At 59.3% G+C, this 14,060-nt stretch carries 13 protein-coding genes; 9 read left to right on the top strand and 4 right to left on the bottom strand.

Annotation, left to right across the window (positions count from 1 at the left end):
- Positions 1 to 147 precede the first annotated feature (147 nt).
- The 7 genes from argH to HU730_RS18880 all read left to right on the top strand — a co-directional run bounded on the left by argH (position 148) and on the right by HU730_RS18880 (position 7,060).
- Positions 148 to 1,575, top strand: a complete 1,428-nt coding sequence (gene argH, locus HU730_RS18910; RefSeq protein ID WP_034128479.1) for an argininosuccinate lyase — start codon at positions 148 to 150, stop codon at positions 1,573 to 1,575.
- 161 nt (positions 1,576 to 1,736) lie between these two features.
- Positions 1,737 to 2,615 carry an amino acid ABC transporter permease gene (locus HU730_RS18905; protein ID WP_019819278.1) on the top strand — a complete coding sequence of 293 codons (879 nt, stop codon included), beginning with the start codon at positions 1,737 to 1,739 and terminating at the stop codon, positions 2,613 to 2,615.
- 24 nt (positions 2,616 to 2,639) lie between these two features.
- Entirely contained in the window at positions 2,640 to 3,404 is a 765-nt protein-coding gene (locus HU730_RS18900) for an amino acid ABC transporter ATP-binding protein (RefSeq protein WP_003193648.1), read from the top strand.
- A 25-nt stretch (positions 3,405 to 3,429) separates the two neighbouring features.
- Entirely contained in the window at positions 3,430 to 4,251 is an 822-nt protein-coding gene (locus HU730_RS18895) for an ABC transporter substrate-binding protein (protein WP_186527836.1), read from the top strand.
- 163 nt (positions 4,252 to 4,414) lie between these two features.
- Positions 4,415 to 5,584 (top strand): MFS transporter, encoded by a 1,170-nt coding sequence (locus tag HU730_RS18890; protein WP_186527835.1) that lies wholly within the window; start codon positions 4,415 to 4,417, stop codon positions 5,582 to 5,584.
- A gap of 54 nt (positions 5,585 to 5,638) precedes the next feature.
- Positions 5,639 to 6,589, top strand: a complete 951-nt coding sequence (locus HU730_RS18885) for a hypothetical protein (protein ID WP_034128483.1) — start codon at positions 5,639 to 5,641, stop codon at positions 6,587 to 6,589.
- A 90-nt stretch (positions 6,590 to 6,679) separates the two neighbouring features.
- The gene (locus tag HU730_RS18880) at positions 6,680 to 7,060 is read left to right on the top strand and encodes a helix-turn-helix transcriptional regulator (RefSeq protein WP_186527834.1); all 381 of its coding nucleotides are present in this window, start codon (positions 6,680 to 6,682) and stop codon (positions 7,058 to 7,060) included.
- A gap of 110 nt (positions 7,061 to 7,170) precedes the next feature.
- On the opposite strand, the gene HU730_RS18875 is transcribed toward HU730_RS18880, so the two are convergent.
- The 3 genes from HU730_RS18875 to HU730_RS18865 all read right to left on the bottom strand — a co-directional run bounded on the left by HU730_RS18875 (position 7,171) and on the right by HU730_RS18865 (position 10,712).
- Positions 7,171 to 8,706, bottom strand: a complete 1,536-nt coding sequence (locus HU730_RS18875; RefSeq protein WP_254914126.1) for an amidase family protein — start codon at positions 8,704 to 8,706, stop codon at positions 7,171 to 7,173.
- A 144-nt stretch (positions 8,707 to 8,850) separates the two neighbouring features.
- On the bottom strand, positions 8,851 to 9,387 hold the full coding sequence (locus HU730_RS18870; protein WP_254914125.1) for a hypothetical protein: 537 nt from the start codon (positions 9,385 to 9,387) through the stop codon (positions 8,851 to 8,853).
- Positions 9,388 to 9,653: 266 nt separating this feature from the next.
- Positions 9,654 to 10,712, bottom strand: coding sequence for an MBL fold metallo-hydrolase (locus HU730_RS18865; protein ID WP_054896731.1), 1,059 nt, complete (start codon positions 10,710 to 10,712; stop codon positions 9,654 to 9,656).
- A 122-nt stretch (positions 10,713 to 10,834) separates the two neighbouring features.
- Between HU730_RS18865 and HU730_RS18860 the strand changes: the two genes are divergently transcribed.
- Together HU730_RS18860 and HU730_RS18855 are read left to right on the top strand one after the other, a co-directional pair.
- Positions 10,835 to 11,461 carry a TetR/AcrR family transcriptional regulator gene (locus tag HU730_RS18860; RefSeq protein ID WP_186527833.1) on the top strand — a complete coding sequence of 209 codons (627 nt, stop codon included), beginning with the start codon at positions 10,835 to 10,837 and terminating at the stop codon, positions 11,459 to 11,461.
- A gap of 326 nt (positions 11,462 to 11,787) precedes the next feature.
- Positions 11,788 to 13,107: a PAS domain-containing methyl-accepting chemotaxis protein gene (locus HU730_RS18855; protein ID WP_054896751.1), complete on the top strand. Its 1,320-nt coding sequence runs from the start codon at positions 11,788 to 11,790 to the stop codon at positions 13,105 to 13,107.
- 25 nt (positions 13,108 to 13,132) lie between these two features.
- On the opposite strand, the gene HU730_RS18850 is transcribed toward HU730_RS18855, so the two are convergent.
- Complete coding sequence (locus HU730_RS18850) at positions 13,133 to 14,017, bottom strand: LysR family transcriptional regulator (protein ID WP_057975145.1); 885 nt, start codon at positions 14,015 to 14,017, stop codon at positions 13,133 to 13,135.
- Positions 14,018 to 14,060 lie beyond the last annotated feature (43 nt).

Genomic DNA, 14,060 nt, shown 5'->3' with positions numbered 1-14,060 from the left:
TCCTTGAACATAGCCAGGCGGCGATAATGAACATAAACATCCGCCCTTGGCAACCTTGAATACGGCGCGTCAGACGTCGGTTCTACACCGATAAACTTCTGTTGAAACTGCCTCCGACTCTTCTAAAAACAAGCGTGAGGAACACCCATGTCCCAGCCCACCGACCGCCTTTGGGGCGCTCGTTTCAAGACCGGTCCGTCTGCGGCGTTGGCCGCGTTGTCGCGTTGCCCTGAGCGCTATTTTCGCCTCACGCCCTACGACCTGGCCGGCTCCCGCGCCCATGCCCGTGAGTTGCAGCGCGCCGGTTTGCTGGATGAATCGGAAACCCTGCGCACCCTCGAAGCCCTGGACCGTATCGGTGAGGATTTCGCCGCCGGTCGCCTGCATCCCACCCTGGATGACGAGGACGTACACACCTTTATCGAACGCGTATTGACCGAGCGCCTCGGTGCCCTGGGCGGCAAGTTGCGTGCCGGACGTTCGCGCAATGACCAGACGGCCAACGACCTGCGCCTGTTCCTGCGTGACCATGCGCGCACCATCGCCAACGAGGTGTTGGGTTTGCAGCAGGCGCTGGTTGAACAGGCCGAGCAACATGTGCAGAGCATCTGCCCGGGCTTCACCCATTTGCAGCAGGCGCAACCCATTGTGTTTGCCCATCACTTGCTGGCTCACGCGCAGTCGATGCTGCGCGATGTGCAGCGCCTGGTGGATTGGGATGCGCGTACGGCCCTGTCGCCGTTGGGCGCGGCAGCGATGGCAGGTTCGGCGATAGCGCGTCAGCCAGAGCACTCGGCCAGGGAAATGGGCTACACCGGGCCATGCGAAAACTCCATCGACGCTGTCGCCAGCCGTGACCATGTGGCGGAGTTCCTGTTTGTGGCCGGCATGCTCGGGGTGAATATTTCGCGGCTGTCGGAGGAGTTTTGCCTGTGGTCGTCGCGCCAGTTTCGCTGGGTAGTGCTAGACGATGCCTACGCCACCGGCAGTTCAATCATGCCGCAGAAAAAGAACCCGGACATTGCCGAATTGGCGCGGGGCAAGGCCGGGCGTTTGATCGGCAACCTGACCGGGCTGATGTCGACGCTCAAGTCGTTGCCGCTGTCCTACAACCGTGACTTGAGTGAAGACAAGCACAGCGTGTTGGATAGCGTGGACACCTTGCTGCTGGTGTTGCCGGCGATGGCCGGCATGGTGGCGACCATGAAGGTGCAGGTAGAGGAGTTGCGGCGCCAGGCACCAATGGGCTTTACCTTGGCGACTGAGGTGGCGGATTGGTTGGCCACCCGTGGTGTGCCGTTCAAGGAGGCCCATGAGATTACCGGCGCGCTGGTGCAGGCCTGTGAGCAGCATGAGATTGAGTTGTGGCAAGCCTCACCGGCGATGTTGGCCGAGGTGGATGGGCGACTCACCCCGGACGTGCGCGACTGCCTGACCCTGGAGGCGGCGATTGCGGCGCGCAGTGGGTGGGGTGGGACGGCGCCGGAGCGGGTGAAGGAGCAGATTGGACGGTTGAAGATGGCGTTGGCGGCTCAGCAAAAGTGGACTGAAAGTTATCAAGGATTTCGGATTTAAGCCGGTGACGATCGTTCCCACGCACTGCGTGGGAATGCATCCCGTGACGCTCCGCGTCGTCACGTTACGCGCCAACGGCGGGACGCGGAGCGTCCGAGGCGGCGTTCCCACGCGGAGCGTGGGAACGATCACGCATCAAGAATAAATTTTGGAGTAGCAACATGAACCAAACCCCGGCCGAGCGCTTGGAAGCCGAGCGCAAGTTGTCCGAAAACCAGTTCGATATCACCCAGTACGAACATGTGCCGCGGCGCTATTACGGGCGGATGTTTTTTGCCACCCTGATCGTGATTGTGTTGGCGGCGCTGTTGCGCGCGTTTGCCAATGGCCAGATCGAATGGTCCTACATTGGCCAGTTCCTTACGTCGCAAGCCATCCTCTGGGGCCTGGTGAACACCATCGTCATGTCGATCCTGGCGATGGCATTGGGCGTAGTGATCGGAGTGATCACGGCGATCATGCGCATGTCGGCCAACCCGATCCTGCGTTACGTGGCCATCACCTACACCTGGTTGTTTCGCGGTACACCGCTGATTTTGCAGCTGCTGCTGTGGTTCAACCTGGCGTTGATCTTCCCGGTGATCGCGATTCCGGGCCTGTTCAGCATCGACACCGTCGACCTGATGACGCCATTCGTGGCCGCCCTGCTCGGCTTGAGCATCAACCAGGGCGCCTACACCGCTGAAGTGGTGCGTGCCGGCTTGCTGTCGGTGGACACCGGCCAATACGAGGCAGCCAAGTCTATCGGCATGCCGAGCCTGCAGGCGCTGCGCAGGATCATTCTGCCGCAGGCGATGCGCGTGATCATCCCGCCCGTCGGCAACGAGTTCATCAGCATGGTGAAAATGACCAGCCTGGCCAGTGTCATCCAATACTCCGAGCTGCTGCACAACGCGCAAAACATCTACTACGCCAACGCCCGGGTGATGGAGCTGCTGATTGTGGCGGGCATCTGGTACCTGGCGGTGGTGACGGTTCTTTCATTTGGTCAAAGCCGCCTCGAGCGCCGTTTTGCCCGCGGCGCCGGCAAGCGTTCGTAAGCCTGGGTTGAGGAGATTTGCCCCATGAGAAGCATCGTCAAGGCTGTCAACCTGAACAAGTATTACGACCAGTATCACGCCTTGCGTGACATCAATATCGAGGTCGAGCAAGGCGAGGTGATGTGCATCATCGGCCCGTCCGGCTCGGGTAAAAGTACCCTGCTGCGTTGCGTCAACCAGCTGGAAAAAATCGACAAGGGCGGCCTGTGGGTCGATGGCGAATTGGTTGGTTATCGAGTGGTCGGCAACAAGCTGCACGAGATGAACGAAGCACAGATCGCCCGCCAGCGCCTGGCCACCGGCATGGTGTTCCAGCGCTTCAATTTGTTCCCGCACATGACTGTGTTGCAAAACATCATCGAAGGCCCGTGCCAGGTGCTCAAGCGCTCGCCCAAGGAAGCCATCGAAGACGCGCTGGAACTGCTGGCCCGCGTTGGCCTGGCGGACAAGCGCAATGCTTACCCGGTGGAGTTGTCCGGTGGCCAGCAACAGCGTGTGGCAATCGCCCGTGCCTTGGCGATGCGCCCCAAGTTGATGCTGTTTGACGAACCCACGTCAGCCCTCGACCCGGAGCTGGTAGGTGAAGTGCTGTCGGTGATGCGCGATTTGGCCACCACCGGCATGACCATGATCGTAGTCACCCATGAATTGGGCTTCGCTCGCGAAGTGTCCAACCGCATGGTGTTTATGGACGCCGGCCAGATTGTGGAAGCCGGCAGCCCGGAAGACATTCTAATAAGCCCACAAAACCCGCGTACCCAAAGCTTTATTTCTGCCGTTCGCACTTAACTAAAAAACTAACGAGAACGCCCCTATGAAGAAAATATTTATCCCTACCTTGCTTGCAGGCCTGATGGCCTCCTCGTATGTATTCGCTGCCTTGCCGCAAGCCATCAAGGACAAGGGTGAGATCAGCGCGGCCATCGTGCCGAACTATCCGCCGATGGACTTCAAGGACCCGGCCACCAACAAACTCACCGGTTTTGATTTCGACCTGGGCAACGCCCTGGCCGAGCGACTGGGCGTGAAGATCAAATGGCAGGAAACCGGCTTCGAACAAATGCTCAGCGGTCTGACCACCAAGCGCGTGGACATCGTGCTGTCGGGCATGACCGATACCGCCGAGCGCCAGAAAGCCGTGACCTTCATCGACTATTTCATCAGCGGCCCGCAGCTCTACACTTTGGCCAAGCGCGAAGAGATCAAGGAATTGACCGACCTGTGCGGTAAAAAAGTCGGCACCAGCCGCCGCACCACCTGGCCGTCTGAAATTACCGCCTGGAGCAAGGCAAACTGCGAAGCGGCGGGTAAGCCGGCAATCGTGGTGATCGGCACCGAAGGCTCGGCAGATGCGCGGGCGCAGTTGCAGCAGAACCGCCTGGATGCGGCGATGCAGGGCAGCGAGACCATTCCTTATTTGATGTCGCTGGACAAGGGCAAATACAAGCCGGTGGGGCTGGCGATTTCCAAGCAATTCACCGGGCTTGGGATTGAGAAGAGCAATACCGAGTTGGTCACGGCGATCAGTGAGGCATTGCAGGGCATGATTGATGACGGGACCTACGGCGAGATCCTGAAGAAGTGGGATCTGGAACAAGGTGCGGTAGAAAAAATCACCATCAACTCTGGCCAATAACGCCATCGAATGTGGGAGCTGGCTTGCCTGCGATAACGGTGGGTCAGCTAAAACAATGTTGGCTGTTACTCCGCTATCGCAGGCAAGCCAGCTCCCACACTCTATCTGCGTTCGCTGGTGATCTGAGTCGTGTAGGTAAGAATCACAAGGAGCCCACCCCACCGTGGCCACCTACTCCCTGGTAATCCGTCGCCTGATGATCTGCTCGGTGACCATCGTGGTCAGCCGTGCCATGACCAGCCCGTTGCTGGCCCTCTGGCTGAGCACACGCCTGGGCCTCAACCAGCAGGACATCGGCCTGCTGATGGGGGTCGCGGTGTTCATCGCCACGCTCATGGGGTTGTATGGCGGCTACATCATTGATCGCCTGGAAAAGCGCAAACTGCTGATCCTGGCCATGCTCTCCAGTTCCATCGGTTTTTTGTTGCTGACCTTTGCCAGCAACCTCTACCTCACCACGCTGACCCTTGTTGTGACTGAAGCCGCGTCGGCGCTGTTCCTGATCGGCTCCAAGGCGATCATCAGCGAGAACCTGCCGGTGGGCGAGCGCGCCAAGGTGTTTTCCCTGCGCTACACCCTGACCAATGTCGGTTATGCAACGGGCCCGATGTTGGGTGTATTGATCGCCGGCCAACTGCCGTGGGCGCCGTTCCTGATTGCCAGTGCCATTGCCTTTGGCAGCCTGTTCCTGATGATCGGTATCGCGCCGACTCAACGGGACGAGCGTCATAAACCCCAGAGTTTTCTCAGCACCCTGCACACCTTGCGCAGCGACCGCACGTTGATCCTGTTCACCAGCGGCAGCCTGTTGAGCACCATCGTCCATGGGCGCTACACCCTGTATCTGTCGCAGTTTTTGCTAGTGGCCTACACACCCGACCAGGCACTGAAAATTCTGTCTGCGGTGCTCGCCTGCAACGCCATCACCGTGATTTTGATGCAGTACCAAATCGGCCGATTTCTCAAGCGCGAGCAACTGCGCCATTGGATCGTGCTAGGCACCTTGCTGTTTATTGCCGGGCTGGTCGGCTTCAGCCAGGCAAACAGTCTGCTGAGCTGGTGCCTGGCGATGTTTGTGTTCACCTTGGGCGAGATGATCATCTATCCCTCAGAGTTCCTGTTTATCGACACCATCGCGCCGGATGCACTACGGGGCAGTTATTACGGCGCACAGAACCTGGCCGCGTTTGGCGGGGCCATGAGCCCGGTGATTTGCGGCTATCTGCTGATCAATGCGGCGCCCACCAGCATGTTCTTTGCCTTGGCCGCACTCACGGCCATGGGCGGCACCCTGTGTTTCTTGAGCGGGCGACGCGTGGCAGGTTCTTGCTGATATTTACGCAAGATCCGGCTATTAATAGCCAAACCTCTGACGGACCCGAGCCCCATGAAATTCGACACGGCCTACAGCTTGAGTCTCGACGACAAGCTGTCGATCTACGACGTGCGAGATCTGAATTTCGATGAAACTACCGCCTTCGATTCCGACAAGGACAGCTTCTTGTGCCCCAACGACGCCTGCCGTGCGGCGTTCGATAGCGCCAATGCGTTGAGTACCTTCAACGCCAAGAACGTCAACTACCAGCGCACGCCGCACTTCAAGAACAAACCCGGAACGCGGCATATCGACGGCTGCCGCTATGCCGGCAGCCATAAACCTGCGACGGGTGAAAATGACGACGAGCGTGAGGAAAATTTCCCATCAGAATTTGTGCTGACGCGGCGACTGTACGAGCCTAGGACGCCGGTAGTCGGCACCGCTGCAAGCGTCCTGCAGGAGCCGACGAAAGTGCCCGCAAACCGCGCTACCACCTCTTCTGGCAGCAATGACTCGATCCCGGACAAAACCAGCGTATTCGCACACCCAGTGGAGTGCTACGTGTCCAACATCGATGACAAGGACAAGCTCAAGGCCATGCCCTTGAAGATCGGTGAGCACACGGCGACCTACTGGGCATTCTTCAAGAAGATCGAATACCTGCAAGACAACCAGGGTTTGATTTACTGGGGCAAGATCAAGACCATCAAGGACTACACCAGCAGCTTTCGCATCGACTTCGAAAAGAAGGTGTGGCTCGACAAGAAGCCCTATTCGGTAAATGTCTATCTGAGCAAAAAGCTTATCGAAAACTACCGCAAGCGCACGGCATTCCTGGAACAGATCAAGGCGGCAGCCAGCAGCGAACGGCCGCTGTATTGCTTTTTCTACGGGGTCACGCCGCAGCTTGTGCAGGTGCCCAGCCAGAAAAAACCCGAGCAGACGTTCGGGGTATTCAGCGCCAGGATCGAAAACCTGGATCACCTGATTATTCGCGAGGCGCCGGGGCTGGAATCATAAGGGGTTGCAACGCCAATGGATGAGCGGTAGAAACAACTGTACAAAAACACAGTATAGTTGCGCCTCCCCTGTCGAACCTGGAGAAACCCCATGTCCTCTCTGGCAATGAGTTCTTTCGTAGAACAACAGATCGTCTTGCATCAATTCACCGCCAAACACTGCGCGCAGGCGCGCGTGATGCTGGGCTGGAGCCGCGAAGAGCTGGCTCGCCAGGCTGGCGTGGCGGTGCAAGCAATTGAGAAACTGGAAGGCCACGGCGACGTGGACGATGAAACTCGTTTGATCCTGGCGTTTCGCCTGGAGGCCGAAGGGCTGGTATTTTTCCCGGGGTTCGCACCGGGGTGGGGGATGAGTGCGCGGCGGCTTGACACCGCCGCAGCGCAACCTTCTGCGCAAGGCCTCATCTCCCGGTTGATGGGTTCAACCACCGCAACCATTGACTCACAAACGCCTCAACCCAATGGTGCGTAGAGCCCAGGTGTTTCTCCGGGCGCTTCAATAGTTTCAAATGCACCTGTGGCGGTCGATTGAACCCTGGCACAACCTCTGCGAGGCAGCCGTCTGCAGAGGCTGATTCAAACTCAAGTGTCAGTAGTCTCAACCGCGTCCTCTGTACTGGCAGGTGTCGGTGTGAAGGGAGCACCTGGGAGAAAAGCCGGTTTTTGAATGGCCTGTGAGGCTTGTTCATAACCATAGGCGACTGACAGCAAGGTAGCTTCACTGTTGGCGGAGCCATACACGTAAAGTGCCGTGGGCATGCCGTCTTCATCCATGCCTGACGGAACGGATATGCCTGGGTACCCGGCCGCAGCGCTGAAAAAATAATTGTGGGACTGGAAGTTCGACACCATGGCGTCGAGCTTGTGCTCCTTCATGGGGTCATCAATGGTGTTCTGAAATATAGGAAGAATGGCTTTCCACAGCGCATCGCGATCTTTCTGGTTGGTTTGCACCCCATTGATCATTTCCAGCAGTTTCTGGTCAGGCTCACCAGGTTTCTGGGTGCGGTTGATAAAAGCAATCAGCTCAGAGAGTGATTTGACCGGCAAACCTTCTCGCCCAGCCAGGTAGTCTTCCAACGCTTGCCTGACGTCCGAGAACAGCGCGTTGTTATAATCGTCATAGGTTTGTTCGGGGACGCCAGCATCCAACCGCGCCATCGGCACCAGAATCGCCCCTTGGGCCTTCATCACGTCGAGCGCCGCCTCATAATGCTTGCGGTCTGCTCGCTTGGCCGGGTCCTTGGCCTCCTCAGCGGACAACTCAGGTAAAGGGGTATAGCCAATTCGCTTGTCCTTCAAGGCGTCGGAGCGCAGGCCCTTGGTGTAGGCAGTGGTCTCGGTCATTGCGTTAAGCGCTTCTGCCGCATCACAGATATTGCGGGTAAAAGTCCCCACCGCATCCATGCGAGTGCTGGTCATGACGCCTTCGGTACTGACCAGGCCCGTCGTTGTTTTCAGGCCAAACACACCGTTGTAGGCGGCGGGGCTGATGATCGATCCGTTGGTTTCCAACCCCAGTGCCACAGGCACATGCCCTTGGGCGACCGCCACTGCCGAACCTGAACTCGACCCAGCCACCGGCCCTCCGAGTCGATGAGGGTTCAGCGTCTGGCCACCTCGGGAGCTCCAGCCATCCACAGGTAATAGTGACCGAAAGTTGGACAGCTCACTCATGTTGGTTTTCCCCACAATCACCACTCCGTTCTTCAACAAATTGTCGACAACCTTGGCGGTTTTAGTGGCCGGCGTGCCCACCAAAGCCTTCGAACCTGCACTGGTCTGCATGCGGTCGTTGGTTTCAAAGACATCCTTCAGCGCTATCGGCACCCCATGCAAGTGCTTGAGTACGCGGCCATTGGCACGTTCCTGGTCGCGGGCCTTCGCCTCCCTCATGGCATCCGGGTTGGTTTCCAAAAACGCATTGCCGCCCTGTAGCCCACGATCAATATTGGCAATCTGCTTGAGCGAGTCCCTCAACAGTGACTCTGAGGTAACGCCGCCACCTTGGCCCATCTCCAATGACATCTGGCAGGCACTCTTGAAACCTTGCACAGGGTTTGCAAGTTCCTGAAGCAGGCCTGTCGCCCATCCACTTACCGAAACTGGTCCGATCATGAAATTCCCCTCTGTCTAACTGGATGTGAGCGTTATCGGTCGATAACACCGCACCAGTCTAAGAGCCGACACCCCATCACTATTTCGGGCGAATCCTGCTGCTGCGTCCTACTCTTCCCAGCCCGACGTAGTCTTCAATAACGTCTATGGCCGTAGCTGGCGGTAAGCGCGTACCAGTGCTGCCAAACGATCACCTGCCCAGCGTGCACCGTAAAACCAGACTCTGGTGCCATCCTCCAGGGTTTCACACACCGTGGGGTATCCGCTTCTTGAGGCGTTATGAAAGGCGGCTTCGGGGTCCTCCGACACCAAGGCATCCAGGCGAAGGCCTGCCACCAGCTCATCGATTTCACGACAGGCCTGCTGACTGTCGCCGCTGCGCTGCATGTCCACCGCTACCCATTGGACACCGGCCCTGCGCAGGGTGTCGAAGACTCGGTGCAAGGCCTCACTGTGTTCGACCCGTTCAACGTGATTGCCCTGCACATAGCGCTCGACATACCCGACCCGATAGCCCGTCAACGCCCGCGTGGCGGTGAACGTGGTGTTATTCAACACGAGCGGTACCTCTACCATCACCGGTTCGGTAGGGTCCTCGCCGCTGAGGGCGACAAGTGATAGCGCGGGGTCACGCACCGGCCGTAGATGGGGCGCCAGGGCGTTATACCCAGGGACGAGCATGGCGCCCGCAGCCTGTTCGGTGCCAAAGACAATAGAGGTGGGTGCAGCATGGGGGGGTGAAGCGGGTACGTCGGCGGCGTTCATTGGCGGAGGTAGCGGTTGGGCTGGGGCACAAGGCACCCCTATTTTCCAAAGCTTCTTACAGTGGCTGTCCATCGAAACATCCTCCCGGAAATAAAATTTCCGCGGGATCATCGCACTCTCATTTGGCCTTTGTCGCAGAGCAGAAATTCGCTGAAAAACTCTTTTCCAAGCGGGCCATCGGCTCAGCTTGCTGCGTGTTCGTTGACCGGTTGAGGCTCCACTTCCAGCCACCAGGCCTGCCCGCGCTCGGGCTGGTTCAGGCGGAACGCCTGGCCCATTGCCGGGGTAGTGATCGAGATATTGCGCTCCCAGGCCAGGGCCATGATGCGGTCGAACGGTTCGTGCCAGGCGTGGAAGGCCAGATCGAAGGTGCCGTTGTGAATCGGCAGAAGCCAGCGCCCTTTCAGGTCGATATGCGCCTGCAGCGTTTGCTCCGGCTGCATGTGCACATGGGGCCAATCGACATTGTAAGCGCCGGTTTCCATCAGGGTCAGGTCAAACGGCCCGTACTGCTCGCCGATGCGTTTGAAACCGTCGAAATAGCCAGTGTCGCCACTGAAAAATATACGTCGCGTAGCGTCGATCATTACCCATGAGCACCACAGGGTCTGGTTGCCATCAAACAGGCCGCGCCCTGAAAAGTGCTGAGCCGGCGTGCAGACAAAACGAACGCCATCGACTTCGATGCCCTGCCACCACTCCAACTGGCGCACTTTGCTGGCGTCTACGCCCCATTTAACCAGCGTGTCACCCACGCCCAGGGGCGCCAGGAAGTAGCGGGTCTTTTCGGCCAATTGGACCACCGCTTTACGGTCGAGATGGTCGTAATGATTATGGGAAAGGATCACCGCTTCCAGCGCTGGCAGCTCATCAAGACTGATGGGCGGCTGATGAAAACGCTTGGGGCCGGCCCAACTGAACGGAGAGGCGCGTTCGGCAAACACCGGGTCGGTGACCCAGAATTTACCACGCAGTTTCAGCAGCACGGTTGAATGGCCGAGGCGATACACGCTGTGATCAGGGGCGGCCAATAACTGCTCGCGGGTCAGTGGCTGTACCGGAATCTGCCCCACCGGCCGTGTCGTGCGCGGCTTGTTGAATAGCATGTTCCAGAAAATGCGCAGGGTCTTGCCCAAGCCACCGTGCTGCACCGGAGTGTCGTTGCTGAAGTGCCCCAGGCCCTGCTCGGCAGGCTTGGGCGCCGAGGGCGCCGGGTCGAGACGGGTTGAAATAGTGGCCATGACGATGTGACTCCGGCGGTCCGCTCAAGTATTACACTGCACAGTGTAGTTTCTAGGTTGCAACAAAATCCGGAGCAAGTAAACTGCCCGGTGTAATTTCATTGTTGAGTCGAATGCCTTCCATGACTGCCCCCAAACGCCTCACCGAGCGTAAACGCGAAGCCATCGTGGCTGCGGCGATTGCCGAATTTCGCGAGAACGGCTTCGAGGTCACCAGCATGGACAAAATCGCCGCAACTGCTGGCGTTTCCAAGCGCACGGTGTACAACCATTTCCCCAGCAAGGAAGAACTGTTCGCCGAGATCCTCCACCAACTATGGGCCAGCAGCGTTGCCCAGCTGGACGTGATCTATACGAGCGACCGTCCGCTGCGCGACCAACTGCGCACGTTGCTGGAAGCGAAAATGCAGATGATGTCGAACGCCAACTTCCTCGACCTGGCACGCGTAGCCATTGCTGCCACCATTCATTCGCCGGAACGCGCTCAAGACATGGTCAACCGCCTCAGCGCACGAGAAGAAGGCTTTACCCAATGGGTGCGCGCCGCCCAGGAAGACGGCCGCCTCACCTGCACCGACCCGGGGTTCGCCGCCCACCAGATCCAAAGCCTGCTCAAGGCCTTTGCATTCTGGCCGCAGATTACCCTCGGCCAGCCCACCCTCGACCCTGCCGCCCAGGCAGGTGTTATCGAATCAGCCATCGACCTGTTCCTGGCCGGCTACGAAGTCAGCACTCCGCCCTCATACTAAGGCGCGTTATTGCAGAGCGTTTTGGCGTATTCCGCCCGTTGCGTGGCCGCCCATCCGGCCTGAGTTGTCTGATGACACCTCGTCTGAAACTTCATTCGCCGGCCTGCCGCAATAGCATAATGCCGCCATTGGTCGCCTGGTCAAAATAGTCCTGCCTGACGGGCGAACTTCCAGGTCGGTTGATCACTCTGACACCGTTGTTCTACCCCCCTCTGTCAGCATCAGGAAGCTGGCAATGAGCAAGTCAACCGTAAGGCCAGGGGCCCTACGGGGTCAGGCGCAAATACATGGACCCCGCATACGCTTGCATGCCCGAGCCCTCCACCATGCTATTCAACGCTCACAAGAAAACCATCAGTACCCTGCAACACAGCCTAGCTCAACAGACCAGCCTGCTTGCCGCCATCGAACGCTCCATGGCCGTGATCGAATTCGACCTGCAAGGCACCGTGCTGCGCGCCAATGACAACTTCATCAAGACCATGGGCTACCGGGCCGAACAGATCCTGGGCCAGCCCCATCGGATGTTCTGTACCCCGGCGTTCGCCCGCAGCGCGGACTACAACCAGCTGTGGACGCACCTGCGAAACGGCCAATTCCAGTCGGGCACCTTTGAACGCGTAGGCGCCAACGGCGCCTCGGTGTGGCTGGAAGCCAGCTATAACCCGGTACGGGATGAGGCGGGGAATGTGATCAAAGTGGTGAAATACGCCATGGACGTCACCCCGCGCCTGCAAGCCGAAAGCGAAGCCAACGCCAAGCTCGAAGCCATCGACCGCGCCATGGCAATGATCGAGTTCAACCTCGACGGCACCATCATCACCGCCAACGGCAATTTCCTGCAGCGCATGGGCTACAGCCTGGCGCAGATCCAGGGCAAGCATCACCGTCTGTTTTGCACGCCCGAGCTGGCCAACAGTGCGGCCTACAGCGAGTTCTGGAAGCGCTTGAACCAGGGCGAGCTGTTCAATGGCCAGTTTGAGCGGGTGGACAAACACGGCCAGGTCGTGTGGCTGGAAGCCAACTACAACCCGGTGTACGACGCCAGCGGGCGCCTGTGCAAAGTGGTGAAGTTCGCCTCGGATGTCACCGCCCGCGTGCTACAGCATGCCGCTGACGCACAGAGCGCCGCCCAGGCTTACCACCTGTCGTTGAACACCCAGGAGATGGCGGAAAAAGGCGCCGAGGTGATTCAGAAAACCGCCAGCGGCATGCGCGAAATCGCCGTGGATATCGACACCTCTTCGCAACTGATCGCCAAACTCGGCGAACGCTCGCAACAGATCACCGCCATCGTCAATACCATTCGCGGCATTGCCGACCAGACCAATCTGCTGGCCCTCAACGCCGCCATTGAAGCCGCCCGCGCCGGCGAGCAGGGCCGTGGCTTTGCCGTGGTGGCCGATGAAGTGCGGCAACTGGCGGCGCGCACCAGCGGCTCCACCGCGGAAATCTCCGGCATGATCGCCATGATCCAGGACGAAACCCGCCAAGCCATCGACAGCATGGACGCCACCCGCGACCGCGCCGCCCAGGGTGTGGAACTGGCCAACCAGGCCGGCACGGTGATCCTGCAGATTCGCGAAGGCACCGGCGAAGCAGTACAAGCGGTAAGTGCGTTTGCCAATGAGCGGGGCAATCGCTGAGCCATTGGCGCTGGCTGTCTGCAGGTTAACTTCGCAGCCAGCGCACATGCCGCCCCAGTTCATCAAATAGCGTCACCACCGAGCGTAACGCCCGGCAATCAGGCCGCGTCAACAACCACAGCGCCGTATCGTGCCCTGCCAGCGCAGGGCCCAGCGGTTGCAGGCCATCGCCCATCAGAAAATCTGGCAGCGCCGCCACGCCCAACCCCGCGCGCACTAATTCGGTCACCGACTGCATGCTGTTGCACCGATAACGGAGACGCACGCCCGGCAAATGCTCACGGCGCCAGATGACGGTGGGGTGATCGGGTAAAAAATCGTCCGGCGCGATCCAGGCCAGGTCGGCCCACTCATGGTCTGGGTGCAGGCGCGCATAGTCGGCACTGGCACACACCTGATAGGTCACCGCCCCCAGGCAACGTCCGACAAGATGCGCTGGCGGCGTCTTGGTCAGGCGCAGGGCGATATCCGCATCGCGGCGGCTGAGGTTGGCGAAGTCATTGGAGGTGCTCAGTTCCAGGGTCAACGCCGGGTAGGCCGGCATGAACTGCGCGAGGGCCGGCAACAGCAAACCTTGCAACACCGAGTCGGTGCAGGTCAGGCGCACGGTACCGCTGATCACTTCACCGCCCTGCTCCACGCCAATACGCGCCGCCTCCAGCGCCTGCTCGGCACGCTCGGCCTGTTGGGCCAGGTTGCTCGCCAGGCTGGTGGGCAAATAACCGGCACGGCTTTTTTCAAACAGGGTCTGGCCCAGCGCCGCCTCCAGCCGCCGCACCGCACGGAACACCGTGGATACATCGACCCGCAGCAGCGCCGCCGCCCGCGCCAGGGTACCGCCGCGCACCAGGGCCAGGATCAACGACAGGTCGGCGTAGTCGATTTGATAGTGCGTGACTGCATTGAACATATGGGCAAACGCCAATATTGATTGCGTGAGCGCCAATCTATAG

The sequence above is a fragment of the Pseudomonas sp. SWRI22 genome (assembly GCF_014268395.2).
Classification (GTDB): Bacteria; Pseudomonadota; Gammaproteobacteria; order Pseudomonadales; family Pseudomonadaceae; genus Aquipseudomonas; species Aquipseudomonas paracarnis.
Note: the sequence above shows the minus strand (reverse complement) of the source record. Positions and strands in the feature narration are given on the sequence as shown.

Bases quoted from the DNA above. Each gene is read 5' to 3' on its own strand.
- HU730_RS18875 (WP_254914126.1), bottom strand. From the start codon at position 8,706: ATGATCGGACCAGTTTCGGTAAGTGGATGGGCGACAGGCCTGCTTCAG.
- argH (WP_034128479.1), top strand. From the start codon at position 148: ATGTCCCAGCCCACCGACCGCCTTTGGGGCGCTCGTTTCAAGACCGGT.
- HU730_RS18855 (WP_054896751.1), top strand. From the start codon at position 11,788: ATGCTATTCAACGCTCACAAGAAAACCATCAGTACCCTGCAACACAGC.
- HU730_RS18880 (WP_186527834.1), top strand. From the start codon at position 6,680: ATGTCCTCTCTGGCAATGAGTTCTTTCGTAGAACAACAGATCGTCTTG.
- HU730_RS18870 (WP_254914125.1), bottom strand. From the start codon at position 9,387: ATGCTCGTCCCTGGGTATAACGCCCTGGCGCCCCATCTACGGCCGGTG.
- HU730_RS18885 (WP_034128483.1), top strand. From the start codon at position 5,639: ATGAAATTCGACACGGCCTACAGCTTGAGTCTCGACGACAAGCTGTCG.
- HU730_RS18850 (WP_057975145.1), bottom strand. From the start codon at position 14,017: ATGTTCAATGCAGTCACGCACTATCAAATCGACTACGCCGACCTGTCG.
- HU730_RS18895 (WP_186527836.1), top strand. From the start codon at position 3,430: ATGAAGAAAATATTTATCCCTACCTTGCTTGCAGGCCTGATGGCCTCC.
- HU730_RS18860 (WP_186527833.1), top strand. From the start codon at position 10,835: ATGACTGCCCCCAAACGCCTCACCGAGCGTAAACGCGAAGCCATCGTG.
- HU730_RS18905 (WP_019819278.1), top strand. From the start codon at position 1,737: ATGAACCAAACCCCGGCCGAGCGCTTGGAAGCCGAGCGCAAGTTGTCC.
- HU730_RS18900 (WP_003193648.1), top strand. From the start codon at position 2,640: ATGAGAAGCATCGTCAAGGCTGTCAACCTGAACAAGTATTACGACCAG.
- HU730_RS18865 (WP_054896731.1), bottom strand. From the start codon at position 10,712: ATGGCCACTATTTCAACCCGTCTCGACCCGGCGCCCTCGGCGCCCAAG.